Origin of the sequence: Pseudomonas sp. IT-P294, assembly GCF_949767865.1 — a bacterium.
Classification (GTDB): domain Bacteria; phylum Pseudomonadota; class Gammaproteobacteria; order Pseudomonadales; family Pseudomonadaceae; genus Aquipseudomonas.
In genome coordinates this window covers 42023-66934 of record NZ_CATKQW010000012.1, presented here as the reverse complement: position 1 = coordinate 66934, position 24912 = coordinate 42023, and the positions used below count along the sequence as shown (strand labels likewise).

Sequence of the window (24912 nt, the reverse complement as noted above, 5' to 3'; positions counted from 1 at the left end):
TCCGCAGAAAATCTGTCCGCCAGGGTTTCTATGCAACGGCTCAGGGCATGGCTATCATGCGGGCCTCATTCTGAGGCGAGACTTGCATGCTGACGTTGTTAAAGCTTCTTAAAGATGGCCGATTCCATTCGGGTCAGGACCTCGGCGTCGCCTTGGGTGTTAGTCGTAGTGCTGTCTGGAAGCAGCTTCAGCATCTCGAGGCTGAGCTTGGATTATCTATCCATAAGGTGCGTGGTCGCGGGTATCAGTTGGCTGCGCCACTGACATTGCTCGATTCGGCCGATATAAAAGCCCACGCGGCCGAATGTGATTGGCCCGTACTCATCCTCGATTCAGTTGACTCCACCAATGCTGAGGCGTTGCGTGCTGTTGAGCGTGGTCAGGCTGCACCATTTTTAGTGCTTGCCGAGAGGCAGACTGCAGGGCGGGGTAGGCGTGGGCGCAAGTGGGCAAGTCCTTTCGCGGAAAACATCTACTACAGCCTGGTATTGCGCATTGAGGGTGGAATGCGGCAGCTGGAAGGTTTGAGCCTTGTTGTCGGGCTTGCTGTGATGCAGACCCTGAGGGCGCTTGGCGTTTCGGGTGCAGGTCTGAAATGGCCTAACGATGTTTTGGTTGGTCAGAAAAAAATCGCCGGAGTATTGCTCGAGTTGGTGGGTGATCCTGCTGACGTGTGTCATGTGGTGTTAGGTGTTGGAATTAATGTGAATATGCAGATGACCGATGAGGTTGATCAGCAATGGACATCCATGCGGCTTGAAACGGGCAAGGTGTTCGATCGCAATCACCTGGTTGCGGAGTTGGGGGTGATGCTCCGGGCATATTTAGCTCGCCATCAGCAGGGCGGTTTTTCAGCCATACATGCTGAGTGGGAGCAGGGTCATATTTGGCAGGGCCGGGCGGTGTCATTAATTGCCGGCGTGAACCGGATAGATGGTGAGGTGCTGGGTATCGACAGTCGGGGTGCCTTGCGTCTGAAGGTGGACGGTATGGAAAAAGTCTTTAGTGGTGGTGAGCTCAGTCTGAGGTTGCGTGATGATTCTTGAGCTTGACTGCGGTAACAGTTTTATTAAGTGGCGTGTGCTCGGTGCAGATGCCAGGCAGGTGATTGGCGAAGGTATTGTCGACTCCGATCTTGCATTGCTCGAAGGCCTGAAGGGACTTGAGGGGCTTTCTCTCGCCCATTGCCGACTGGTCAGCGTGAGAACTGCAGAAGAAACCGAAGCCTTGATATCTCTGCTGGAGGGCGCTTTCGGTGTTTCCGTAATGTGCGCCGCGCCGGCTAGAGAGATGGCAGGGGTGCGCAACGGTTATGAGGATTTCGAGCGACTGGGGCTGGATCGCTGGCTTGCAATGCTTGGTGGCTTCCATTTGGCCTCGGGGCCATGTCTAGTACTCGATTTTGGCACGGCTGTTACTGCTGACTTCATCGCTGGGGATGGCGGGCATCTCGGAGGATTTATCTGTCCGGGGATGCCATTGATGCGCAACCAGCTCCGCACACACACGCGGCGGATTCGCTATGGTGATCTTGCCGCCGAGCGAGCGCTGGAAAGTCTCGTTCCTGGTCGTACGACCGTCGAGGCGGTCGAGAGGGGATGCTCATTGATGCTGAGAGGGTTTGTCCTGACTCAGTTGGAGTTGGCAAGTCGTTATTGGGGTGAGAATTATTCTGTGTTTCTCACGGGTGGAGATGCGGGGCTGGTCTCCGAGATTGTGCCTGAGGCCAAGGTGGTTCCGGATCTGGTGTTTGTAGGATTGGCTATGGCGTGTCCCTTGTCCTGAGGTTTCTATGCGTTGGTTGTTTTTGCTGCTGCTCGTACTAAATGTCTTCTATTACATCTGGCATCAACAAGAGGCTCCGTTGCGCGCGAAGGACGTGACGCCTTTGAGCTTGTACAGAGGAGCACAGCAAGACATTCGATTGTTGAGCGAGGCGAATGATACGACGCGTGAGAAGGCTAAATCAGTGGTTATAGACGGCAGCTGTCTCTATTTGGGAGGTTTTGCACGCCAGGAAACCGCTCAGATTGCAGAGAAGCGTTTGGCTGGTATGGATGTGAAGTTTCAGTCCTTGCCGAAAGACTCCGCGGACTCTGTCGGTTATTGGGTGCGGATAGCCCCTGAAAGCCGGCGTTTTCTGGAAGACTCGCAGCTACAAAACCTTTCCAAAGAATTCAATGAGTTAAAACATAAAATAATGCCCTGCGAGGGGGTTGCACCCGCTGAATAGTTTGCATAGAATGGCGCCCGCTTCGCAGTGAAGACCTTTAACGGTAAGCAGTGTGAAGCGAGGTCAACGCAGCTAACCTCAGGTTTTTAATGAGAAAATGCTTGACAGAAGGCTGGCATGATATAGAATGCCGGCTCGCTTAGGAGGGGTTCCCGAGCGGCCAAAGGGATCAGACTGTAAATCTGACGTCTACGACTTCGAAGGTTCGAATCCTTCCCCCTCCACCATTTTTAGCGAGAGCTGCAAGCCTCGCGGGTATAGTTTAGTGGTAGAACCTCAGCCTTCCAAGCTGATGATGCGGGTTCGATTCCCGCTACCCGCTCCAAGTTTGCAGGTTTTGCACAGTGTTACGCTCTTGTAGCTCAGTTGGTAGAGCACACCCTTGGTAAGGGTGAGGTCAGCGGTTCAAATCCGCTCAAGAGCTCCATATAACAAGGCAGATATGAAAATATCTGCCTTTGTTTTAATGGTTGCGGTCGCGTCTTGTTGTTTTTTTTTCAGGGCGATCGAGCGGGTGGTTTTGGTGCTGAAGTCAAAGCTGCTGAGTAAATTGTTGTAATGTCTTTTTCGGGCCGGCATAATGGTCGGCCTGATTTTGTTTTAGGTCAGTAGCTCAATTGGCAGAGCGACGGTCTCCAAAACCGTAGGTTGGGGGTTCGATTCCCTCCTGACCTGCCAGATTCACTTGGTGTGTCTGGCTTTCTTTTCACAGGATCTTCATAGATGACTCCTAAAGCTGAAGTTCAAGGCTCTCGCTTCGATCTGCTCAAGTGGCTTGTGGTAGTCGCTTTGGTGGTTGTTGGCGTTGTTGGTAATCAGTATTACTCTGCTTCGCCTATCCTGTATCGCGTACTTGCATTGCTCGCCATTGCTGCTGTAGCTGCCTTTGTAGGCCTGCAGACAGTCAAGGGCAAGTCTTTCTTTGTACTGGTTAAGGAAGCTCGCACCGAAATTCGTAAAGTCGTATGGCCAACTCGCCAAGAAACCACGCAGACCACGCTGATTGTTGTGGCTGTCGTTCTGGTTATGGCGTTGCTGTTGTGGGGGCTTGATTCCCTGCTCGGCTGGCTTGTTTCCTTGATTGTCGGCTAAGGGTGTCCCGTGGCTAAGCGTTGGTACGTTGTGCATGCTTACTCCGGTTACGAGAAGCATGTAATGCGCTCGTTGGTAGAGCGCGTAAAGCTGGCTGGCATGGAAGATGGCTTTGGCGAAATTCTGGTTCCCACTGAAGAAGTGGTTGAAATGCGTAATGGCCAGAAACGCAAAAGCGAGCGCAAGTTCTTCCCAGGTTACGTGCTGGTTCAGATGGACATGAATGAGGGTACTTGGCACTTGGTCAAGGACACCCCTCGGGTGATGGGTTTTATCGGCGGTACCGCTGATAAGCCTGCACCGATCACTGATAAAGAAGCAGAAGCGATTTTGCGTCGCGTTGCTGATGGTAGCGACAAGCCGAAGCCGAAGACATTGTTCGAGCCGGGTGAGTCGGTACGCGTCAATGACGGACCGTTTGCCGATTTTACCGGCACGGTTGAAGAGGTTAACTACGAAAAGAGCCGGATCCAAGTGGCAGTGCTCATTTTCGGTCGCTCTACTCCGGTAGAGTTAGAGTTCAGTCAGGTCGAAAAGGTCTAGCTGAGCAAGCATCCCAACCCCGCAGCCCTAGGCTGTGGGGTTTTGTCGTCACTGGGATAAACGCGCAAGTAACCGGGGAGCCTTTCGAGGCGTTCGAACCCGTAATTGGAGTGCCTCATGGCCAAGAAAATTACCGCTTACATCAAGCTGCAAGTGAAGGCCGCTCAGGCTAACCCAAGCCCACCTGTTGGTCCTGCTTTGGGTCAGCACGGCGTGAACATCATGGAATTCTGCAAGGCTTTCAACGCCCGTACTCAGGGTATTGAACCAGGTCTGCCGACTCCAGTGATCATCACTGTTTATAGCGACCGTAGCTTCACTTTCGAAACTAAGTCCACGCCTGCTTCGGTTCTGCTGAAGAAGGCTGCTGGTCTGACTAGCGGTTCCGCTCGTCCGAACACCGTTAAGGTTGGCACCGTGACTCGTGCTCAGCTGGAAGAAATCGCGAAAACCAAAAACGCGGATCTGACTGCAGCTGATATGGATGCAGCCGTGCGTACTATCGCCGGTTCTGCTCGTAGCATGGGCCTTAACGTGGAGGGTGTGTAATGGCTAAGTTGACCAAGCGTCAAAAGGCTATCGCCGGCAAAATCGAAGCAGGCAAGTCCTACAACTTTGTAGATGCTGCTGCTCTGCTGGCTGAGCTGTCGACTGTCAAGTTCAGCGAGTCGTTCGACGTTGCTGTGAACCTGGGTGTTGACCCGCGTAAATCCGACCAGGTCGTTCGTAGCGCTACTGTGCTGCCACACGGCACTGGCAAGACTGTTCGCGTTGCTGTGTTCACCCAAGGTCCAGCTGCTGAGGCCGCTCTGGCTGCCGGCGCTGACCGTGTAGGTATGGACGACCTGGCTGCCGAAATGAAAGGCGGCGACCTGAACTATGACGTAGTTATCGCATCCCCGGATGCAATGCGCGTTGTGGGTCAGTTGGGTCAGATCCTCGGTCCTCGCGGCCTGATGCCTAACCCTAAAGTCGGCACCGTAACGCCAGACGTAGCTACCGCGGTTAAAAACGCCAAGGCTGGTCAGGTTCGTTATCGCACCGACAAAAACGGCATCATTCACACCTCCGTTGGCAAAGTCGGCTTTGATGCCGTCAAGCTGAAGGAAAACGTTGAAGCCCTGATCGCTGATCTGAAGCGTATCAAGCCAGCTTCCTCGAAAGGTATTTACGTTAAGCGCGTTACCCTGAGCACCACCATGGGTCCAGGCCTGGTCATCGACCAAGGTTCGCTCGACGCTTAAGACACAGATTGGCGCAAGCAATTGCGCCAGTTGAAAGATTGGGGTCCCTGCCTGGCGGGGGCTATCCAAGACCGTAGGCGACGCAAGTCTTAAACCTCAAGCCTACGCAGATGGTGCTCCCGGTTCCTTACCGAATCAGACACCAAAACGACATCCGGCTCCGGCCAGATGAAACGGTAACAAGCAGGAGTTAAACCCGTGGCAATTAATCTCGAAGACAAGAAGGCCATCGTCGCTGAAGTCAACGAGGCTGCCAAAGTTGCCCTGTCCGCTGTTGTGGCTGATGCCCGCGGTGTGACAGTAGGCGCAATGACCGGACTCCGTAAAGAGGCTCGTGAAGCTGGCGTATACGTACGTGTTGTACGTAACACCCTGCTCAAGCGCGCTGTTGCGGACACTGAATACAGTGTCCTCAACGACGTGTTCACCGGCCCGACTCTGATCGCGTTCTCCAAAGATCATCCAGGCGCTGCTGCCCGTTTGTTCAAGGAATTCGCCAAGAGTCAGGATAAGTTCGAGATCAAGGCAGCTGCGTTCGAGGGCAAGTTCCTCGCAGCTAACCAAATCGACGTACTGGCAACACTGCCGACCCGTGACGAAGCTATTTCTCAGCTGATGAGCGTGATTCAAGGCGCTACCAGCAAGTTGGCTCGTACTCTGGCTGCAGTTCGCGAGCAAAAAGAAGCTGCTGCAGCCTAAGGCTGAGCAACTCCTTTCGCGTATTTTTGTTTATTTCGATGGCCGCGTAGGCCGTCCCCCAATTCAGGAAATACAGTAATGTCTATCTCCCAAGAAGATATCCTCAACGCCGTAGCTGAAATGTCGGTTCTGCAGGTTGTTGAGCTGATCAAAGCTTTCGAAGAAAAATTCGGCGTTTCCGCTGCTGCTGCATCGGCTGGTCCAGCTGCTGCTGCTGCCGTTGTTGAAGAGCAAACCGAATTCAACGTCATGCTGCTGGAAGCTGGCGAGAAGAAAGTTAACGTGATCAAGGCAGTACGTGAACTGACCGGTCTGGGCCTGAAAGAAGCCAAGGCTGTAGTTGACGGCGCTCCTGCCATGGTTCTGGAAGCCGTTTCGAAAGATGCCGGTGACAAAGCCAAAGCTACTCTGGAAGAAGCAGGCGCTAAAGTCGAGCTGAAGTAAGCATCGACTTTGCTCCTCCAGCCCGAGCGTTAAGCGAAAGGCTGATGGCTGGTGGCTCTTGCCACCGGCCTTTTTCCGTTATTGGCAACCGACTGGGTCGGTGCTGATAGCGAGCTGTAACCACCCGATGCGGTGGCGCAAACCATGGGGTTTGCACGATTTTCTGGCTGCTCCCGTCGGGAGGGGCCAAACAAGCAGGTGACCAAGCTGGGGAACGCTGATGGCTTACTCATATACTGAGAAAAAACGTATCCGCAAGGACTTTAGCAAGTTGCCGGACGTCATGGATGTGCCGTACCTCCTGGCCATCCAGCTGGATTCGTATCGTGAATTCTTGCAAGCGGGAGCGACTAAAGATCAGTTCCGCGACGTGGGCCTGCATGCGGCCTTCAAATCCGTTTTCCCGATCATCAGCTACTCCGGCAATGCTGCGCTGGAGTACGTCGGTTATCGCCTGGGCGAGCCGGCATTTGATGTCAAAGAATGCGTATTGCGCGGTGTAACTTACGCCGTACCTTTGCGGGTAAAAGTGCGCCTGATCATTTTCGACAAAGAATCGTCGAACAAAGCGATCAAGGACATTAAAGAGCAAGAAGTCTACATGGGTGAAATCCCCCTGATGACTGAGAACGGTACCTTCGTAATCAACGGTACCGAGCGTGTAATCGTTTCCCAGCTGCACCGTTCCCCGGGCGTGTTCTTCGACCACGACCGTGGCAAGACGCACAGCTCCGGCAAACTGCTGTACTCCGCGCGCATCATTCCTTACCGCGGTTCGTGGCTGGACTTCGAGTTCGACCCGAAAGACTGCGTATTCGTGCGTATCGACCGTCGTCGCAAGCTGCCTGCATCGGTACTGCTGCGCGCGCTCGGCTATACCACTGAAGAAGTGCTCGACGCGTTCTACACCACCAACGTTTTCCACCTGAGCGGCGAAACCCTCAGTCTGGAACTGATTGCTTCGCGTCTGCGTGGTGAAATCGCTGTACTTGATATTCAGGACGAGAAAGGCAAGGTCATCGTTGAGGCTGGTCGCCGTATTACTGCGCGCCACATCAACCAGATCGAAAAAGCCGGTCTCAAGACCCTGGAAGTGCCTCTGGACTACGTCCTGGGTCGCACTACCGCCAAGGCCATCGTGCATCCGGCAACCGGCGAAATCCTGGCAGAGTGCAACACCGAGCTGAACACCGAGATCCTGGCCAAAATCGCCAAGGCCCAGGTTGTTCGCATCGAAACTCTGTACACCAACGATATCGACTGCGGTCCGTTCGTCTCCGACACCCTGAAGATCGACTCCACCAGCAACCAATTGGAAGCGCTGGTCGAGATCTATCGCATGATGCGTCCAGGCGAGCCGCCAACCAAAGACGCTGCCGAGACTCTGTTCAACAACCTGTTCTTCAGCCCTGAGCGCTATGACCTGTCTGCGGTCGGCCGGATGAAGTTCAACCGTCGTATCGGTCGTACCGAGATCGAAGGTTCGGGCGTGTTGTGCAAAGAAGACATCGTCGCGGTTCTGAAGACTCTGGTCGACATCCGTAACGGCAAAGGCATCGTCGATGACATCGACCACTTGGGTAACCGTCGTGTTCGCTGCGTAGGCGAAATGGCCGAGAACCAGTTCCGCGTTGGCCTGGTGCGTGTTGAGCGTGCGGTCAAAGAGCGTCTGTCGATGGCCGAAAGCGAAGGCCTGATGCCGCAAGACCTGATCAACGCCAAGCCAGTGGCTGCGGCGGTGAAAGAGTTCTTCGGTTCCAGCCAGCTTTCCCAGTTCATGGACCAGAACAACCCGCTGTCCGAGATCACCCACAAGCGTCGTGTGTCTGCACTCGGCCCTGGCGGTTTGACTCGTGAACGTGCCGGCTTTGAAGTTCGTGACGTACACCCGACTCACTACGGTCGTGTATGCCCGATTGAAACGCCGGAAGGTCCGAACATCGGTCTGATCAACTCCCTGGCTGCCTATGCGCGCACCAACCAGTACGGTTTCCTCGAGAGCCCGTACCGCGTGGTGAAAGACGCTCTGGTCACCGACGAGATCGTATTCCTGTCCGCTATCGAAGAAGCTGATCACGTGATCGCTCAGGCTTCGGCCACGATGAACGACAAGAAAGTCCTGATCGACGAACTGGTAGCTGTTCGTCACTTGAACGAGTTCACCGTCAAGGCGCCGGAAGACGTCACCTTGATGGACGTATCGCCCAAGCAGGTAGTTTCGGTTGCAGCGTCGCTGATCCCGTTCCTCGAGCACGATGACGCCAACCGTGCGTTGATGGGTTCGAACATGCAGCGTCAAGCTGTACCAACCCTGCGCGCTGACAAGCCGCTGGTCGGTACCGGCATGGAGCGTAACGTAGCCCGTGACTCCGGCGTTTGCGTCGTGGCTCGTCGTGGTGGCGTTATCGATTCCGTCGACGCTAGCCGTATCGTGGTTCGTGTTGCAGATGACGAAGTTGAAACCGGCGAAGCTGGTGTCGACATCTACAACCTGACCAAGTACACCCGCTCCAACCAGAACACTTGCATCAACCAGCGTCCGCTGGTGCGTAAAGGTGATCGGGTTCAGCGCAGCGACATCATGGCTGACGGTCCGTCCACCGATATGGGTGAACTGGCTCTGGGTCAGAACATGCGCATCGCGTTCATGGCATGGAACGGCTTCAACTTCGAAGACTCCATCTGCCTGTCCGAGCGTGTGGTTCAGGAAGATCGCTTCACCACGATCCACATCCAGGAACTGACCTGTGTGGCGCGTGACACCAAGCTTGGGCCAGAGGAAATCACTGCAGACATCCCGAACGTGGGTGAAGCTGCACTGAACAAGCTGGACGAAGCCGGTATCGTTTATGTAGGTGCTGAAGTAGGCGCAGGTGACATTCTGGTAGGTAAGGTCACTCCGAAAGGCGAGACCCAGCTGACTCCGGAAGAAAAACTGCTGCGTGCCATCTTCGGTGAAAAAGCCAGCGACGTTAAAGACACCTCCCTGCGTGTGCCTACCGGCACCAAGGGTACCGTCATCGACGTACAGGTCTTCACCCGCGACGGCGTTGAGCGTGATGCTCGTGCACTGTCGATCGAGAAGACTCAACTCGACGAGATCCGCAAGGACCTGAACGAAGAGTTCCGTATCGTTGAAGGCGCAACTTTCGAACGTCTGCGTTCCGCTCTGGTCGGCCACAAAGCCGAAGGCGGCGCCGGTCTGAAGAAAGGTCAGGACATCACCGACGAAGTTCTCGACGGTCTTGAGCATGGTCAGTGGTTCAAACTGCGCATGGCTGAAGATGCTCTGAACGAGCAGCTTGAGAAGGCCCAGGCCTACATCGTTGATCGCCGCCGTCTGCTGGACGACAAGTTCGAAGACAAGAAGCGCAAACTGCAGCAGGGCGATGACCTGGCTCCAGGCGTGCTGAAAATCGTCAAGGTTTACCTGGCAATCCGTCGCCGCATCCAGCCGGGCGACAAGATGGCCGGTCGTCACGGTAACAAAGGTGTGGTCTCCGTGATCATGCCGGTTGAAGACATGCCGCACGATGCCAATGGCACCCCGGTCGACGTCGTCCTCAACCCGTTGGGCGTACCTTCGCGTATGAACGTTGGTCAGATCCTTGAAACCCACCTCGGCCTCGCGGCTAAAGGTCTGGGCGAGAAGATCAACCGGATGATCGAAGAGCAGCGCAAAGTGGCTGAGCTTCGTAAATTCCTCGACGAGATCTACAACCAGATCGGCGGTCGTAACGAAGATCTGGATAGCTTCTCCGACCAGGAAATCCTGGATCTGGCGAAGAACCTGCGTGGCGGCGTTCCAATGGCCACTCCAGTGTTCGACGGTGCGAAGGAAAGCGAAATCAAGGCCATGCTGAAACTGGCAGACCTGCCGGAAAGCGGCCAGATGCAGCTGACTGACGGTCGTACCGGCAACAAGTTCGAGCGCCCGGTAACTGTTGGCTACATGTACATGCTGAAGCTGAACCACTTGGTAGACGACAAGATGCACGCTCGTTCTACCGGTTCGTACAGCCTGGTTACCCAGCAGCCGCTGGGTGGTAAGGCACAGTTCGGTGGTCAGCGTTTCGGGGAGATGGAGGTCTGGGCACTGGAAGCATACGGTGCTGCTTACACTCTGCAAGAAATGCTCACAGTGAAGTCGGACGATGTGAACGGCCGTACCAAGATGTACAAAAACATCGTGGATGGCGATCACCGTATGGAGCCGGGCATGCCCGAGTCCTTCAACGTGTTGATCAAGGAAATTCGTTCCCTCGGCATCGATATCGATCTGGAAACCGAATAACACGTGACGCGAATCGAGAGCGGGGCAGGATTGCCCGCTCTCTGCTCCGCCAGGAGGAAAGGCCTTGAAAGACCTACTGAATTTGCTGAAAAACCAGGGTCAAGTCGAAGAGTTCGACGCCATCCGTATTGGATTGGCATCGCCTGAGATGATCCGTTCGTGGTCGTTCGGTGAAGTTAAAAAGCCGGAAACCATTAACTACCGTACGTTCAAACCAGAACGTGACGGCCTGTTCTGCGCCAAGATCTTTGGCCCGGTAAAGGATTACGAGTGCCTGTGCGGTAAGTACAAGCGCTTGAAGCACCGTGGTGTCATCTGCGAGAAGTGCGGCGTTGAAGTCGCGCTGGCTAAAGTTCGTCGTGAGCGCATGGCGCACATCGAGCTGGCCTCGCCGGTTGCCCACATCTGGTTCCTGAAATCGCTGCCGTCCCGTATCGGCTTGCTGATGGACATGACCCTGCGTGATATCGAACGCGTTCTCTACTTCGAGAGCTATGTCGTTATCGATCCAGGCATGACCACCCTTGAGAAAGGTCAGCTGCTCAATGACGAGCAGTACTTCGAAGCGCTGGAAGAGTTCGGCGACGATTTCGATGCCCGCATGGGTGCCGAAGCTGTTCGCGAACTGCTGCACGCTATCGACCTGGAACACGAGATTGGCCGTCTGCGTGAAGAAATTCCGCAAACCAACTCCGAAACCAAAATCAAGAAGCTGTCCAAGCGTCTGAAGTTGATGGAAGCCTTCCAGGGTTCCGGCAACCTTCCAGAATGGATGGTGCTGACCGTTCTGCCGGTTCTGCCGCCAGATCTGCGTCCACTGGTCCCGCTGGATGGCGGTCGCTTCGCGACTTCCGACCTCAACGATCTGTATCGTCGAGTGATCAACCGTAACAACCGCTTGAAGCGCCTGCTTGATCTGTCCGCTCCGGACATCATCGTGCGCAACGAAAAGCGTATGTTGCAGGAAGCCGTCGATGCACTGCTCGACAACGGTCGTCGTGGCCGCGCTATCACTGGTTCCAACAAGCGTCCTCTGAAATCCCTGGCTGACATGATCAAGGGTAAGCAAGGTCGTTTCCGTCAGAACTTGCTCGGTAAGCGTGTTGACTACTCCGGTCGTTCGGTAATTACCGTAGGTCCGACCCTGCGTCTGCACCAGTGCGGTCTGCCGAAGAAGATGGCTCTCGAGCTGTTCAAGCCGTTCATTTTCGGCAAGCTGGAAATGCGCGGTCTCGCGACCACCATCAAAGCTGCCAAGAAAATGGTTGAGCGCGAACTGCCAGAGGTTTGGGACGTTCTCGCTGAAGTGATCCGTGAACACCCGGTTCTCCTCAACCGTGCACCGACCCTTCACCGTCTGGGTATCCAGGCGTTTGAACCGGTACTGATCGAAGGTAAGGCTATCCAGCTGCACCCTCTGGTCTGTGCTGCGTACAACGCCGACTTCGACGGCGACCAAATGGCCGTGCACGTACCGCTGACACTGGAAGCCCAGTTGGAAGCGCGTGCGTTGATGATGTCGACCAACAACATTCTGTCGCCAGCCAACGGTGAGCCAATCATCGTTCCGTCGCAGGACGTTGTATTGGGTCTGTATTATATGACTCGTGAAGCGATCAACGCCAAAGGCGAAGGTCGTGTATTCGCGGATCTGCAAGAAGTTGACCGTGTGTTCCGTGCCGGCGAAGCCGCACTGCACGCCAAGGTTAAAGTGCGGATCAACGAAACTGTCAACGATCGTGATGGCGGCAGCGTCAAGAACACCCGTATCGTCGACACCACTGTCGGCCGTGCGCTGTTGTTCCAGGTTGTTCCACCTGGCCTGTCGTACGACGTCGTCAACCAGCCGATGAAGAAAAAGGCGATCTCCAAGCTGATCAACCAGTGCTACCGCGTGGTTGGTTTGAAAGAGACCGTGATCTTCGCTGACCAGTTGATGTACACCGGTTTTGCCTACTCGACCATTTCCGGCGTTTCCATCGGTGTTAACGACTTCGTTATCCCGGATGAAAAAGCCCGCATCATCGGTGCTGCTACCGATGAAGTGAAAGAGATCGAAAGTCAGTACGCCTCCGGCCTGGTAACCCAGGGCGAGAAGTACAACAAAGTGATCGACCTTTGGTCCAAGGCGAACGACGAAGTTTCCAAGGCGATGATGGCCAACCTCTCGAAAGAGAAAGTCATCGACCGTCATGGCGTCGAAGTCGACCAAGAGTCCTTCAACTCGATGTACATGATGGCCGACTCGGGCGCACGGGGTTCTGCTGCGCAGATCCGTCAGCTCGCCGGTATGCGTGGCCTGATGGCCAAGCCGGACGGTTCCATCATCGAAACGCCGATTACTGCGAACTTCCGTGAAGGTTTGAGCGTACTTCAGTACTTCATCTCCACTCACGGTGCTCGTAAAGGTTTGGCGGATACCGCGTTGAAAACTGCGAACTCCGGTTACCTGACTCGTCGTCTGGTAGACGTGGCGCAGGATCTGGTTGTGACCGAGATCGATTGCGGCACCGAGCATGGCCTGGTAATGACTCCGCACATTGAAGGCGGTGACGTTGTTGAGCCGCTGGGTGAGCGCGTATTGGGTCGTGTCATTGCCCGTGACGTGTTCAAGCCAGGTACCGAAGAAATCATCGTTCCTGCCGGTACTCTGGTAGACGAGAAGTGGGTCGAGTTCATCGAGCTGAACAGCATCGATGAAGTGATCGTGCGTTCGCCGATCAGCTGCGAAACCCGCTACGGCATTTGCGCCAAGTGCTACGGCCGTGACTTGGCTCGTGGTCACCAGGTGAACATCGGTGAAGCGGTCGGCGTTATCGCTGCCCAGTCCATCGGTGAGCCGGGTACCCAGCTGACCATGCGTACGTTCCACATCGGTGGTGCGGCAAGCCGGACTTCCGCAGCCGACAGCGTTCAGGTGAAGAACGGCGGTACCGTCCGTCTGCATAACCTGAAGCACGTTGAGCGAGTGGATGGTTGCCTGGTTGCGGTGTCTCGTTCTGGTGAGCTGGCAATCGCTGATGACTTCGGTCGTGAGCGTGAGCGTTACAAGCTGCCGTACGGTGCTGTGATTTCGGTTAAAGAAGGTGACAAGGTCGACGCTGGCGCAATCGTGGCCAAGTGGGATCCGCACACTCACCCAATCGTTACCGAAATGAAAGGTACCGTGACCTACGTGGGCATGGAAGAAGGCATCACGATCAAACGTCAGACTGACGAATTGACCGGTATGACCAACATTGAAGTACTCGACGCCAAAGACCGTCCAGCTGCCGGTAAAGATATCCGTCCTGCTGTGAAGATGGTTGATGACAACGGCAAGGATCTCTTGCTGCCGGGTACTGACGTAATTGCTCAGTACTTCCTGCCTGCCAACGCCCTTGTCGGTGTGGCGGACGGTGCGAAAATCGCGATCGGTGATGTTATCGCTCGTATTCCGCAAGAGACTTCGAAGACCCGTGACATCACCGGTGGTCTGCCGCGTGTTGCCGACTTGTTCGAAGCTCGTCGTCCGAAAGAAGCCTCGATTCTGGCTGAAGTCAGCGGCACAATCGCGTTCGGTAAAGAGACCAAAGGCAAGCGCCGTCTGGTTATCACCCCGAACGACGGTAGCGATCCGTACGAAGAGCTGATTCCGAAGTGGCGTCACCTGAACGTCTTCGAAGGCGAACAGGTAAACCGCGGCGAAGTTATCTCCGACGGCCCGAGCGATCCACACGACATCCTGCGTCTGCTGGGTGTAAGTGCGCTGGCCAAGTACATCGTGAACGAGATCCAGGACGTTTATCGTCTGCAAGGCGTGAAGATCAACGATAAGCACATCGAGACCATCTTGCGTCAGATGCTGCGTAAAGTTGAAATCGCTGAATCCGGCGATTCCAGTTTCATCAAGGGCGACCAGATGGAATTGACTCACGTTCTGGTAGAGAACGAGCGTCTGGCTGGCGACGAGAAATTCGTTTCCAAGTTCACTCGTGTGTTGCTGGGTATCACCAAGGCGTCGTTGTCCACCGAATCGTTCATCTCGGCGGCTTCCTTCCAGGAAACCACTCGTGTACTGACCGAAGCGGCGGTAACCGGCAAGCGCGATTACCTGCGCGGCCTGAAAGAAAACGTGGTCGTGGGTCGTTTGATCCCGGCAGGTACCGGTCTGGCTTATCACAGTGAGCGCAAGCGTCGCCGTGATGCTGACAAACCGTTGCGCGTAAGCGCCAGTGAAGTGGAAGCTGCACTGACCGAAGCGCTGAACTCGAGCGGTAACTGAGTTCTGCGGTAAATGAGTGTGAGGCCCTGATCATCCCGTTCATCGAATCGCGACAATTTGTCGAGGTTGGATGAGTGGGGAGTTCGGGGCCTTGCCTTGACTGGGGGCAAGATCCTCTTTAGACTCTTGTACCCCTAAATTTGGCGGGAATTCGTTCCTGCCATTTTGCTTTTCTTGCAAGACAATAGCGTCGCAAGACAACAGTGGAGCTAGTAGATGGCAACTATCAACCAGCTGGTACGTCAGCCGCGTAAGCGTATCGTCGAGAAATCCGACGTGCCTGCGCTGCAGAACTGCCCGCAACGTCGTGGCGTATGCACCCGTGTGTATACCACCACGCCGAAAAAACCTAACTCGGCACTGCGTAAAGTATGCCGTGTGCGTCTGACCAACGGTTTCGAGGTTTCCTCGTACATCGGCGGTGAAGGCCACAACCTGCAAGAGCACAGCGTGGTACTGATCCGCGGCGGTCGTGTAAAAGACTTGCCAGGTGTTCGTTACCACACCGTTCGCGGTTCGTTGGATACTTCCGGTGTTAAAGGTCGTAACCAGGGTCGTTCGAAGTACGGTACCAAGAAGCCTAAGTAGTAGCGGCTTTTTGTAAAAACTGATTTTCTATTTTTCTGAGTCGATAAGAGTAAGGTCGGAGGCGTCCCGAAAGGGCACCGATTCCGAGCGAACCTGAAGACCGTTTGAGGGCTTATCCATGCCAAGAAGACGCGTAGCAGCCAAGCGCGAAGTGCTTGACGATCCAAAATACGGAAGCCAAATCCTGGCCAAGTTCATGAACCACGTGATGGAAAGCGGCAAGAAAGCCGTTGCCGAGCGTATCGTTTATGGCGCGCTGGAAAAGGTTAAAGAACGCAAGAACAGCGACCCCCTGGAAATCTTCGAGAAAGCTCTCGACGCCATCGCTCCGCTGGTCGAAGTAAAGTCGCGCCGTGTAGGCGGTGCTACTTACCAGGTTCCGGTTGAAGTTCGTCCGTCCCGTCGTAACGCTCTGGCAATGCGCTGGTTGGTAGACTTCGCCCGTAAGCGCGGCGAGAAGTCTATGGCTCTGCGTTTGGCTGGCGAACTGTTGGACGCTGCCGAAGGTAAGGGTGCTGCAGTTAAGAAGCGTGAAGACGTGCACCGTATGGCTGAAGCCAACAAGGCTTTCTCGCACTACCGCTTCTAATTTTAGCGTCACTAATTTTGCGAGGGCTTTATGGCTCGTACAACACCGATTAATCGCTACCGTAACATCGGTATCGTTGCTCACGTGGATGCTGGTAAAACCACCACCACCGAGCGCGTCCTTTTTTACACCGGCAAAAGTCACAAAATGGGCGAGGTGCATGACGGCGCCGCGACCACAGACTGGATGGTGCAGGAGCAGGAGCGTGGTATTACCATTACTTCTGCTGCTATCACCGCCTTCTGGCAGGGTTCCGAGAAGCAGCACAAGGACCAATACCGCTTCAACGTCATCGACACCCCGGGCCACGTTGACTTCACTATTGAAGTTGAGCGTTCCCTGCGTGTTCTCGACGGCGCGGTCGTTGTGTTCTGCGGTACCTCGGGTGTTGAGCCTCAGTCGGAAACCGTATGGCGTCAGGCCAACAAGTACGGCGTTCCACGTCTTGTTTACGTAAACAAGATGGACCGTGCTGGTGCGAACTTCCTGCGCGTGATCGGTCAGATCAAGCAGCGTCTGGGTCACACTCCGGTGCCAATCCAGTTGGCTATCGGTTCCGAAGACAACTTCCAGGGTCAGATCGATCTGATGGCTATGGAAGCTGTTTACTGGAATGACTCTGACAAAGGTATGGTTCCAGTTCGCAAGCCTATCCCTGCTGAACTGCAGGAATTGGCTAACGAATGGCGCGGCAACATGATTGAAGCTGCGGCCGAAGCCAGCGAAGAGCTGATGAACAAGTACCTCGAAGGTGAAGAACTCACCAACGCGGAAATCAAGGCCGCTCTGCGTCAGCGTACTATCGCTGGTGAGATCGTTCTGGCTGTTTGCGGTTCTTCCTTCAAGAACAAGGGTGTTCCCCTGGTTCTCGACGCCGTTATCGACTACCTGCCTGCTCCTACCGACATTCCTGCCATCAAGGGTACTGACCCGGATGACGAGACCAAGGAAATGGAGCGTCACGCAGACGACAGCGAGCCGTTCTCGGCTCTGGCGTTCAAGATCGCTACCGACCCATTCGTGGGTACCTTGACCTTTGTTCGAGTTTACTCGGGCGTGTTGGCCTCCGGCGACGGCGTGATCAACTCGGTTAAAGGCAAGAAAGAGCGTGTGGGTCGTATGGTGCAAATGCACGCAAACGCCCGTGAAGAAATCAAGGAAGTGCGCGCTGGTGACATCGCGGCCTTGATTGGCATGAAGGACGTCACCACTGGTGAGACTTTGTGCAACGCTGACAAGCCAATCATCCTGGTTCGCATGGACTTCCCGGAGCCGGTTATTTCGGTTGCCGTAGAGCCTAAGACCAAGGACGACCAGGAAAAAATGGGTATCGCTCTGGGCAAGCTTGCTCAGGAAGATCCATCTTTCCGCGTCAAGACTGATGAAGAGACTGGTCAAACGATCATCTCCGGCATGGGCGAGTTGCACCTGGACATCCTGGTTGACCGGATGCGCCGTGAGTTCAACGTCGAAGCCAACATCGGTAAGCCTCAGGTTTCGTACCGTGAGCGCATCACGAAGAGTTGCGAAATCGAAGGCAAGTTCGTTCGTCAGTCCGGCGGTCGTGGCCAGTTCGGTCATTGCTGGATTCGTTTTGCTCCTGCTGACGAAGGTCAGGAAGGTCTGCAATTCCTGAACGAAGTAGTGGGTGGTGTGGTTCCTAAGGAATACATCCCGGCTATCCAAAAGGGTATCGAAGAGCAGATGAAGAACGGCGTTGTTGCCGGCTATCCGCTGATCGGCCTGAAGGCTACCGTGTTTGATGGTTCTTACCACGACGTCGACTCGAACGAGATGGCGTTTAAGGTGGCTGCTTCCATGGCGACCAAGCAACTGGCCCAGAAGGGCGGTGGTGAGTTGCTCGAGCCGATCATGGCGGTAGAGGTTGTTACACCTGAAGACTATATGGGTGACGTGATGGGCGACCTTAACCGTCGTCGCGGCATGATCCTGGGTATGGAAGATACGGTTTCCGGTAAAGTAATTCGTGCCGAGGTTCCGTTGGGCGAGATGTTCGGTTATGCGACCGACGTTCGTTCCATGTCCCAAGGTCGCGCAAGCTACTCTATGGAATTCAAAAAATACAATACGGCTCCGTCGCACATCGTCGAAACCGTTACCAAAAAACAAGGCTGATTCAGCCCCTTTAGGCTAGGAGTTAATTGTCGTGGCTAAAGAAAAATTTGATCGTTCCCTTCCGCACGTCAACGTTGGCACCATCGGTCACGTCGACCACGGTAAAACCACTCTGACTGCAGCTCTGACTCGCGTCTGCTCCGAAGTATTCGGTTCGGCCATCGTTGATTTCGATAAAATCGACAGCGCGCCAGAAGAAAAAGCTCGTGGTATCACCATCAACACTGCGCACGTCGAGTACAACTCGAAGATCCGTCACTACGCTCACGTTGACTGCCCAGGTCACGCTGACTATGTGAAGAACATGATCACTGGTGCTGCCCAAATGGACGGCGCTATCCTGGTTTGCTCGGCCGCTGATGGTCCGATGCCACAAACCCGTGAGCACATCCTGCTGTCCCGTCAGGTAGGCGTTCCGTACATCGTGGTTTTCCTGAACAAGGCTGACCTGGTAGACGACGCTGAGCTGCTGGAACTGGTTGAGATGGAAGTGCGCGACCTGCTGAGCACTTACGACTTCCCAGGTGACGACACTCCGATCATCATCGGTTCTGCTCGTATGGCTCTGGAAGGCAAAGACGACAACGAAATGGGCACCACTGCCGTTCGTAAACTGGTTGAAACTCTGGACAGCTACATCCCAGAACCAGTTCGTCTGACTGACAAGCCGTTCCTGATGCCAATCGAAGACGTATTCTCGATCTCCGGTCGCGGTACTGTTGTGACTGGTCGTATCGAGCGCGGTATCGTTCGCGTTCAGGATCCACTGGAAATCGTTGGTCTGCGTGACACTACCGTCACCACCTGCACCGGTGTTGAAATGTTCCGTAAGCTGCTCGACGAAGGTCGTGCTGGCGAGAACTGCGGCGTTCTGCTGCGTGGTACCAAGCGTGACGACGTTGAGCGTGGTCAGGTTCTGGTTAAGCCGGGTTCGGTTAAGCCGCACACCAAGTTCACCGCAGAAGTTTACGTTCTGAGCAAGGAAGAAGGCGGTCGTCACACTCCGTTCTTCAAAGGCTACCGTCCACAGTTCTACTTCCGTACTACTGACGTGACTGGTAACTGCGAGCTGCCAGAAGGCGTTGAAATGGTAATGCCAGGTGACAACATCCAGATGACTGTCACTCTGATCAAAACCATCGCGATGGAAGATGGCCTGCGTTTCGCTATTCGTGAAGGCGGTCGTACCGTCGGCGCTGGCGTCGTAGCCAAAATCATCGAGTAAGCTCTTTTTGAGTAAGCTTTGATGATTTGAAAGAGCCCCCGCTTAGCGGGGGCTTTTTTATTGGGTTGACACCTATATGGGGCGTCTATAGAATTGCGCCTCCTTTTAACGGGCGTATTGCGCTCGGTGGGAATAGCAGCCGGAGTCTGAAATCCAATGCAAAATCAGCAAATCCGTATCAGGTTGAAGGCTTTTGACCATCGCCTGATCGACCAATCCACCCAGGAAATCGTGGAAACCGCGAAACGTACTGGTGCTCAAGTGCGTGGTCCAATTCCACTGCCTACCCGTAAAGAGCGGTTCACCGTTCTGGTCTCCCCGCACGTCAACAAAGACGCGCGTGACCAGTACGAGATCCGTACTCATAAGCGCGTTCTGGACATCGTCCAGCCAACGGATAAAACCGTTGATGCTCTTATGAAGCTTGATCTTGCGGCCGGTGTGGAAGTGCAGATCAGCCTCGGCTAAGACTCGGTCTTAGTCGTGTAACGCTCTGAAATGGGCGGCCATAGCGGGTGAAAGCCCCGTACACTCATGAGGTTTACAACATGACTATTGGTGTAGTCGGTCGTAAATGCGGTATGACCCGTATTTTCACCGAAGAAGGTGTCTCCATTCCGGTCACGGTCATTGAGATCGAGCCGAATCGCGTCACCCAGTTCAAAACTGAAGAGACCGATGGCTATCGTGCAGTGCAAGTCACTGTAGGCGAGCGTCGTGCTTCGCGTGTTACAGCTGCTCAGGCTGGCCACTTCGCTAAAGCGAACGTTGCCGCTGGTCGTACCGTAATGGAATTCCGTCTTGAAGAAGGCGAGTACCAGGCCGGCGATCTGATCAACGCTGAAATCTTCGCCGCTGGTCAACTGGTTGATGTAACCGGTCAGTCCAAAGGTAAAGGCTTCCAGGGTACGATCAAGCGTTGGAACTTCCGCGGGCAAGATAATACCCACGGTAACTCCGTGTCCCACCGCGTTCCAGGCTCTATCGGCCAGTGCCAGACTCCTGGTCGTGTATTCAAGGGCAAAAAAATGTCCGGTCATATGGGCGCTGAGCGCGTGACCGTGCAGTCCCTGGAAGTAGTGCGCGTGGACGCTGAACGCAATCTGTTGTTGGTCAAGGGTGCTGTTCCTGGCGCTACTGGCGGCAACTTGGTTGTACGTCCAGCAGCCAAGGCTCGCGGTTAAGGGGAAGCTGACATGCAATTAAATGTAAATGACGCTCAAGCGATCGAAGTTTCCGAACTGACATTTGGCGGCGAATTCAACGAGACGCTGGTTCACCAAGCAGTCGTGGCCTACATGGCCGGCGGCCGTCAAGGTAGCAAGCAGCAAAAGACCCGTTCCGACGTTCGTGGTGGCGGTAAGCGCCCATGGCGTCAGAAAGGTACTGGCCGTGCTCGTGCCGGTACTATCCGTAGCCCAATCTGGCGTGGCGGCGGTACCACTTTCGCAGCTCGTCCTCAGGATCACACCCAGAAGCTGAACAAGAAGATGTATCGCGCAGCAATGCGTTCCATCCTTGCTGAGCTGGTGCGTACTGATCGTCTGGTTGTGGTTCAGGACTTCGCTGTTGATGCACCGAAGACCAAAGATCTGCTGAGCAAACTGACCGGCATGGGCCTGACTGACGTCTTGATCGTGTCTGAAGTAGTTGATCAGAACCTGTACCTGGCTGCTCGCAACCTGCCACACGTTGATGTACGTGACGTGCAAGGTTCCGATCCAGTTAGTCTGATCGCATACGACAAGGTGTTGATCACCGTGTCGGCCGTGAAGAAATTCGAGGAGCTGCTGGGATGAACCAGGAACGCGTATTTAAAGTTCTGCTTGGCCCGCACGTTTCCGAGAAGGCTACGGTTCTGGCTGACAAGAAAGGCCAGTTCGTTTTCAAGGTTGCAACTGACGCAACCAAGCTGGAAATCAAGAAGGCCGTCGAAAGCCTGTTCAGCGTGAAAGTAGAGCGTGTTACTACCCTGAATGTTCTGGGTAAGAGCAAGCGCACTGCTCGCGGTCTGGGCAAGCGTAATGACTGGAAGAAGGCAGTTATCTCCCTTCAGCCAGGCCAAGATCTCGATTTCAGCAGCAGTGCTGAGTAAGGAAGGGGTGCATCATGGCAATCGTTAAATGCAAACCGACTTCCCCTGGCCGCCGTTTTGTGGTCAAGGTGGTCAACCAGGAGCTGCATAAAGGCGCTCCTCACGCACCGCTGCTCGAGAAAAAATCGAAGACTGGTGGTCGTAACAACAATGGTCGTATTACCACTCGTCACATCGGTGGTGGCCATAAGCAGCATTATCGTCTGGTCGATTTCCGTCGCAACGACAAAGATGGCATCTCTGCCACTGTCGAGCGTATTGAATACGATCCAAACCGTACTGCTCACATCGCTCTGCTGCTGTACGCAGATGGCGAGCGTCGCTACATCATCGCGCCTAAAGGCGTGAGTGCTGGTGACCAGCTGATTGCAGGTGCTTTGGCACCGATCAAGCCGGGCAACGCTCTGCAACTGCGTAACATTCCAGTTGGTAGCACCGTACACGGCATCGAATTGAAGCCAGGTAAAGGCGCGCAAATCGCTCGTTCCGCTGGTGCTTCGGCTCAGCTGATCGCTCGTGAAGGTGTCTACGTGACCCTGCGTCTGCGTTCTGGTGAGATGCGTAAAGTGCTGGCTGAATGCCGCGCGACCTTGGGTGAAGTCTCGAACTCCGAGCACAGCCTGCGTTCGCTGGGTAAAGCTGGTGCCAAACGCTGGCGTGGCGTTCGCCCAACCGTTCGTGGTGTTGCCATGAACCCGGTTGACCACCCACATGGTGGTGGTGAAGGTCGTACCTCTGGTGGTCGTCATCCGGTATCGCCATGGGGCTTCCCGACTAAGGGCGCGAAGACTCGTGGTAATAAGCGTACCGACAAAATGATCGTCCGTCGTCGCAAGTAAATAGAGGGATACGACAGTGCCACGTTCTCTGAAAAAAGGTCCTTTTATTGATCTTCACCTACTGAAGAAGATCGAAGTGGCGGCGGAAAAGAACGATCGCAAACCAGTTAAGACCTGGTCGCGCCGTTCCATGATCCTGCCACAAATGGTCGGTTTGACCATTGCTGTGCATAACGGTCGTCAACATGTTCCAGTTCTCGTGAACGAAGACATGGTCGGCCACAAACTAGGCGAGTTTGCCGGTACCCGCACATATCGTGGGCACGTGGCAGACAAGAAAGCCAAGCGTTAAGGGGTAAGGAACGATGGAAGTAGCCGCTAAGTTGTCGGGCGCTCGAATCTCCGCCCAGAAAGCCCGCTTGGTCGCCGACCAGATCCGCGGGAAGAAGGTGGGCGAAGCGCTCAACCTGTTGGCTTTCAGCAGTAAGAAAGCCGCCGAGATCATGAAGAAAGTGCTGGAGTCGGCCGTAGCCAACGCCGAGCATAACGAAGGCGCAGACGTTGATGACCTTAAAGTCAGCACCGTTTTCGTCAACGAAGGGCGTTCGCTGAAGCGAATCATGCCACGTGCCAAAGGCCGTGCTGATCGCATCGTCAAGCGGTCTTGCCATATCACTGTCAAGGTTGCTGACAAGTAACGGAGTCGAAGAGATGGGTCAGAAAGTACATCCCATTGGCATTCGCCTGGGAATCGTCAAGGAGCACACCTCCGTCTGGTACGCAGACGGTCGGACTTATGCGGACTATTTGTTCGCTGATCTGAAGGTGCGTGAGTATCTCCAAGACAAACTAAAAAGCGCGTCCGTAAGCCGTATCGATATCCATCGTCCGGCTCAAACTGCACGTATCACCATCCACACCGCTCGTCCAGGTATCGTTATCGGGAAGAAAGGTGAAGATGTTGAGAAACTGCGTCAGGACCTGACCAAGCAAATGGGTGTGCCTGTGCACATCAATATCGAAGAAATCCGCAAGCCGGAGCTCGACGGTATGTTGGTTGCGCAGAGCGTAGCTCAGCAGCTGGAGCGCCGCGTAATGTTCCGTCGCGCTATGAAGCGCGCTGTACAGAACGCCATGCGCATTGGTGCCAAAGGCATCAAAATCCAAGTGAGCGGTCGTCTCGGCGGTGCTGAAATCGCACGTACTGAATGGTATCGCGAAGGTCGTGTGCCACTGCACACCCTGCGTGCCGACATCGACTATGCCAACTACGAAGCTCACACCACTTACGGTGTGATCGGTGTAAAGGTTTGGATCTTCAAAGGCGAAGTAATTGGTGGTCGCCAAGAAGAACTGAAACCACAAGCACCAGCGCCTCGTAAAAAAGCTGCTAAGTAAGGGGTACGCCAAATGTTGCAACCAAAGCGTACGAAGTTCCGCAAGCAGATGACAGGCCACAACCGTGGTCTGGCTCAGCGCGGTAGCAAAGTCAGCTTCGGCGAGTTCGCGCTGAAGTCTGTAGCTCGTGGTCGTCTCACCGCTCGTCAGATCGAGTCAGCGCGTCGTGCTCTGACCCGTCACGTTAAACGTGGCGGCAAGATCTGGATCCGTGTATTCCCGGACAAGCCTATTTCCAAAAAGCCACTCGAAGTTCGGATGGGTAAAGGTAAGGGTAGTGTGGAGTACTGGGTTGCCCAGATTCAGCCAGGCAAAGTCCTGTATGAAATCGAGGGCGTTACTGAAGAGCTGGCGCGTGAGGCTTTTGCCCTGGCTGCTGCAAAGCTGCCGCTCGCCACTGCCTTCGTTAAACGGACGGTGATGTGATGAAAGCGAACGAACTTCGTGAAAAAGACGCGCCGCAGCTTAACGAGCAACTGCTCGGCCTGCTGCGCGACCAGTTCAATCTGCGCATGCAGAAAGCAACTGGCCAGTTGGGGCAGTCTCACCTGCTCCGGCAAGTTAAGCGTGACATCGCTCGCGTGAAGACTGTGCTCAAACAGCAGGCAGGTAAGTAATCATGGCTGAAGCCGAAAAAACCGTCCGTACGCTGACTGGCCGTGTTGTCAGCGACAAAATGGACAAGACCATCACCGTTCTGATTGAGCGTCGCGTTAAGCACCCGATCTACGGTAAATACGTTAAGCGTTCGACTAAGCTGCACGCGCACGACGAAACCAATCAGTGCCACATCGGCGACAAAGTCACTATTCGTGAAACTCGTCCGCTGGCCAAGACCAAGTCTTGGGCATTGGTTGATGTTCTCGAACGCGCTGTGGAAGTCTAAGGACTAGGGGTCGGAGAAATTATATGATTCAGACTCAATCCATGCTCGATGTGGCCGATAACAGCGGCGCTCGCCGCGTTATGTGCATCAAGGTGCTGGGTGGCTCCCATCGTCGTTACGCTGGTATCGGTGACATCATCAAAGTTACCGTGAAGGAAGCAATTCCTCGCGGTAAAGTGAAAAAAGGCCAAGTGATGACTGCTGTTGTAGTCCGCACTCGTCACGGCGTACGTCGTGCTGATGGCTCCATTATCCGCTTTGATGGCAACGCTGCTGTTCTTCTGAACAACAAGCAAGAGCCGATCGGCACCCGTATCTTTGGGCCAGTGACCCGTGAACTTCGTACTGAGAAGTTCATGAAGATCGTCTCGCTCGCCCCAGAAGTGCTGTAAGGAGATCCGAC

28 protein-coding genes and 4 tRNA genes are annotated in these 24912 nt (G+C 54.7%); 31 read left to right on the top strand and 1 reads right to left on the bottom strand.

The window, feature by feature from the left end; genetic code table 11:
• Positions 1-86 precede the first annotated feature (86 nt).
• The 6 genes from birA (at position 87) to ACM6I0_RS13955 (ending at position 2660) form a co-directional block, all read left to right on the top strand.
• Positions 87-1046: a bifunctional biotin--[acetyl-CoA-carboxylase] ligase/biotin operon repressor BirA gene (birA, locus tag ACM6I0_RS13980; protein WP_285432351.1), complete on the top strand. Its 960-nt coding sequence runs from the start codon at positions 87-89 to the stop codon at positions 1044-1046.
• Entirely contained in the window at positions 1036-1785 is a 750-nt protein-coding gene (locus ACM6I0_RS13975) for a pantothenate kinase (protein ID WP_285432352.1), read from the top strand. Before birA ends, ACM6I0_RS13975 begins: the two co-directional genes overlap by 11 nt.
• 7 nt (positions 1786-1792) lie before the next feature.
• Positions 1793-2233: a hypothetical protein gene (locus tag ACM6I0_RS13970; RefSeq protein WP_285432354.1), complete on the top strand. Its 441-nt coding sequence runs from the start codon at positions 1793-1795 to the stop codon at positions 2231-2233.
• Positions 2234-2375: 142 nt separating this feature from the next.
• Positions 2376-2460 (top strand) — tRNA-Tyr (locus tag ACM6I0_RS13965).
• A 24-nt stretch (positions 2461-2484) separates the two neighbouring features.
• Positions 2485-2558: transfer RNA gene (locus ACM6I0_RS13960), tRNA-Gly, on the top strand.
• 26 nt (positions 2559-2584) lie between these two features.
• Positions 2585-2660 (top strand) — tRNA-Thr (locus ACM6I0_RS13955).
• Here the strand turns inward: ACM6I0_RS13955 and ACM6I0_RS13950 are convergent.
• Positions 2639-2812, bottom strand: coding sequence for a hypothetical protein (locus tag ACM6I0_RS13950; RefSeq protein ID WP_414922572.1), 174 nt, complete (start codon positions 2810-2812; stop codon positions 2639-2641). The two genes, ACM6I0_RS13955 and ACM6I0_RS13950, sit on opposite strands and share 22 nt — an antisense overlap.
• Positions 2813-2835: 23 nt before the next feature.
• Here ACM6I0_RS13950 and ACM6I0_RS13945 point away from each other — a divergent pair.
• The 25 genes from ACM6I0_RS13945 (at position 2836) to rplN (ending at position 24901) form a co-directional block, all read left to right on the top strand.
• Positions 2836-2911: transfer RNA gene (locus tag ACM6I0_RS13945), tRNA-Trp, on the top strand.
• 45 nt (positions 2912-2956) lie between these two features.
• Positions 2957-3325, top strand: a complete 369-nt coding sequence (secE, locus tag ACM6I0_RS13940) for a preprotein translocase subunit SecE (RefSeq protein WP_090179217.1) — start codon at positions 2957-2959, stop codon at positions 3323-3325.
• A 9-nt stretch (positions 3326-3334) separates the two neighbouring features.
• Complete coding sequence (gene nusG / locus ACM6I0_RS13935; protein WP_007896622.1) at positions 3335-3868, top strand: transcription termination/antitermination protein NusG; 534 nt, start codon at positions 3335-3337, stop codon at positions 3866-3868.
• Between the two features lie 117 nt (positions 3869-3985).
• On the top strand, positions 3986-4417 hold the full coding sequence (gene rplK / locus ACM6I0_RS13930; RefSeq protein ID WP_003210097.1) for a 50S ribosomal protein L11: 432 nt from the start codon (positions 3986-3988) through the stop codon (positions 4415-4417).
• Complete coding sequence (rplA, locus tag ACM6I0_RS13925; RefSeq protein WP_007896626.1) at positions 4417-5112, top strand: 50S ribosomal protein L1; 696 nt, start codon at positions 4417-4419, stop codon at positions 5110-5112. The genes rplK and rplA overlap by 1 nt, the downstream gene beginning before the upstream one ends.
• A gap of 198 nt (positions 5113-5310) precedes the next feature.
• A complete protein-coding gene (gene rplJ, locus ACM6I0_RS13920) occupies positions 5311-5811 on the top strand; it encodes a 50S ribosomal protein L10 (RefSeq protein ID WP_060541898.1) in 501 nt (166 codons plus the stop codon).
• Between the two features lie 78 nt (positions 5812-5889).
• Entirely contained in the window at positions 5890-6255 is a 366-nt protein-coding gene (gene rplL, locus ACM6I0_RS13915) for a 50S ribosomal protein L7/L12 (protein WP_007946140.1), read from the top strand.
• A 220-nt stretch (positions 6256-6475) separates the two neighbouring features.
• The gene (gene rpoB / locus ACM6I0_RS13910) at positions 6476-10549 is read left to right on the top strand and encodes a DNA-directed RNA polymerase subunit beta (RefSeq protein ID WP_010467260.1); all 4074 of its coding nucleotides are present in this window, start codon (positions 6476-6478) and stop codon (positions 10547-10549) included.
• A gap of 64 nt (positions 10550-10613) precedes the next feature.
• Positions 10614-14813, top strand: coding sequence for a DNA-directed RNA polymerase subunit beta' (rpoC, locus tag ACM6I0_RS13905; protein WP_007896632.1), 4200 nt, complete (start codon positions 10614-10616; stop codon positions 14811-14813).
• Positions 14814-15029: 216 nt separating this feature from the next.
• The gene (gene rpsL / locus ACM6I0_RS13900) at positions 15030-15401 is read left to right on the top strand and encodes a 30S ribosomal protein S12 (RefSeq protein WP_002555494.1); all 372 of its coding nucleotides are present in this window, start codon (positions 15030-15032) and stop codon (positions 15399-15401) included.
• 118 nt (positions 15402-15519) lie between these two features.
• On the top strand, positions 15520-15990 hold the full coding sequence (rpsG, locus tag ACM6I0_RS13895; RefSeq protein ID WP_002555493.1) for a 30S ribosomal protein S7: 471 nt from the start codon (positions 15520-15522) through the stop codon (positions 15988-15990).
• A gap of 30 nt (positions 15991-16020) precedes the next feature.
• Complete coding sequence (gene fusA, locus ACM6I0_RS13890; RefSeq protein ID WP_090179220.1) at positions 16021-18126, top strand: elongation factor G; 2106 nt, start codon at positions 16021-16023, stop codon at positions 18124-18126.
• Between the two features lie 31 nt (positions 18127-18157).
• Complete coding sequence (tuf, locus tag ACM6I0_RS13885; RefSeq protein ID WP_027924378.1) at positions 18158-19351, top strand: elongation factor Tu; 1194 nt, start codon at positions 18158-18160, stop codon at positions 19349-19351.
• A 156-nt stretch (positions 19352-19507) separates the two neighbouring features.
• Positions 19508-19819, top strand: a complete 312-nt coding sequence (gene rpsJ, locus ACM6I0_RS13880; protein WP_003186070.1) for a 30S ribosomal protein S10 — start codon at positions 19508-19510, stop codon at positions 19817-19819.
• Positions 19820-19899: 80 nt separating this feature from the next.
• Positions 19900-20535, top strand: coding sequence for a 50S ribosomal protein L3 (rplC, locus tag ACM6I0_RS13875; RefSeq protein WP_003186059.1), 636 nt, complete (start codon positions 19900-19902; stop codon positions 20533-20535).
• A gap of 12 nt (positions 20536-20547) precedes the next feature.
• Positions 20548-21150 (top strand): 50S ribosomal protein L4, encoded by a 603-nt coding sequence (gene rplD, locus ACM6I0_RS13870; protein WP_095630591.1) that lies wholly within the window; start codon positions 20548-20550, stop codon positions 21148-21150.
• Complete coding sequence (rplW, locus tag ACM6I0_RS13865) at positions 21147-21446, top strand: 50S ribosomal protein L23 (RefSeq protein WP_002555488.1); 300 nt, start codon at positions 21147-21149, stop codon at positions 21444-21446. The genes rplD and rplW overlap by 4 nt, the downstream gene beginning before the upstream one ends.
• A gap of 14 nt (positions 21447-21460) precedes the next feature.
• Complete coding sequence (gene rplB / locus ACM6I0_RS13860) at positions 21461-22285, top strand: 50S ribosomal protein L2 (protein WP_003176423.1); 825 nt, start codon at positions 21461-21463, stop codon at positions 22283-22285.
• A 16-nt stretch (positions 22286-22301) separates the two neighbouring features.
• Positions 22302-22577: a 30S ribosomal protein S19 gene (gene rpsS / locus ACM6I0_RS13855; RefSeq protein WP_002555486.1), complete on the top strand. Its 276-nt coding sequence runs from the start codon at positions 22302-22304 to the stop codon at positions 22575-22577.
• Positions 22578-22590: 13 nt separating this feature from the next.
• A complete protein-coding gene (gene rplV / locus ACM6I0_RS13850; RefSeq protein ID WP_003103908.1) occupies positions 22591-22923 on the top strand; it encodes a 50S ribosomal protein L22 in 333 nt (110 codons plus the stop codon).
• Positions 22924-22936: 13 nt separating this feature from the next.
• Positions 22937-23623, top strand: coding sequence for a 30S ribosomal protein S3 (rpsC, locus tag ACM6I0_RS13845; protein ID WP_003176422.1), 687 nt, complete (start codon positions 22937-22939; stop codon positions 23621-23623).
• A gap of 12 nt (positions 23624-23635) precedes the next feature.
• Entirely contained in the window at positions 23636-24049 is a 414-nt protein-coding gene (gene rplP / locus ACM6I0_RS13840) for a 50S ribosomal protein L16 (protein WP_008145497.1), read from the top strand.
• On the top strand, positions 24049-24240 hold the full coding sequence (rpmC, locus tag ACM6I0_RS13835) for a 50S ribosomal protein L29 (RefSeq protein ID WP_008030901.1): 192 nt from the start codon (positions 24049-24051) through the stop codon (positions 24238-24240). The genes rplP and rpmC overlap by 1 nt, the downstream gene beginning before the upstream one ends.
• A gap of 2 nt (positions 24241-24242) precedes the next feature.
• Positions 24243-24509, top strand: coding sequence for a 30S ribosomal protein S17 (rpsQ, locus tag ACM6I0_RS13830; RefSeq protein ID WP_003176419.1), 267 nt, complete (start codon positions 24243-24245; stop codon positions 24507-24509).
• A gap of 23 nt (positions 24510-24532) precedes the next feature.
• Positions 24533-24901 (top strand): 50S ribosomal protein L14, encoded by a 369-nt coding sequence (gene rplN / locus ACM6I0_RS13825; protein WP_002555479.1) that lies wholly within the window; start codon positions 24533-24535, stop codon positions 24899-24901.
• Positions 24902-24912: the final 11 nt, after the last annotated feature.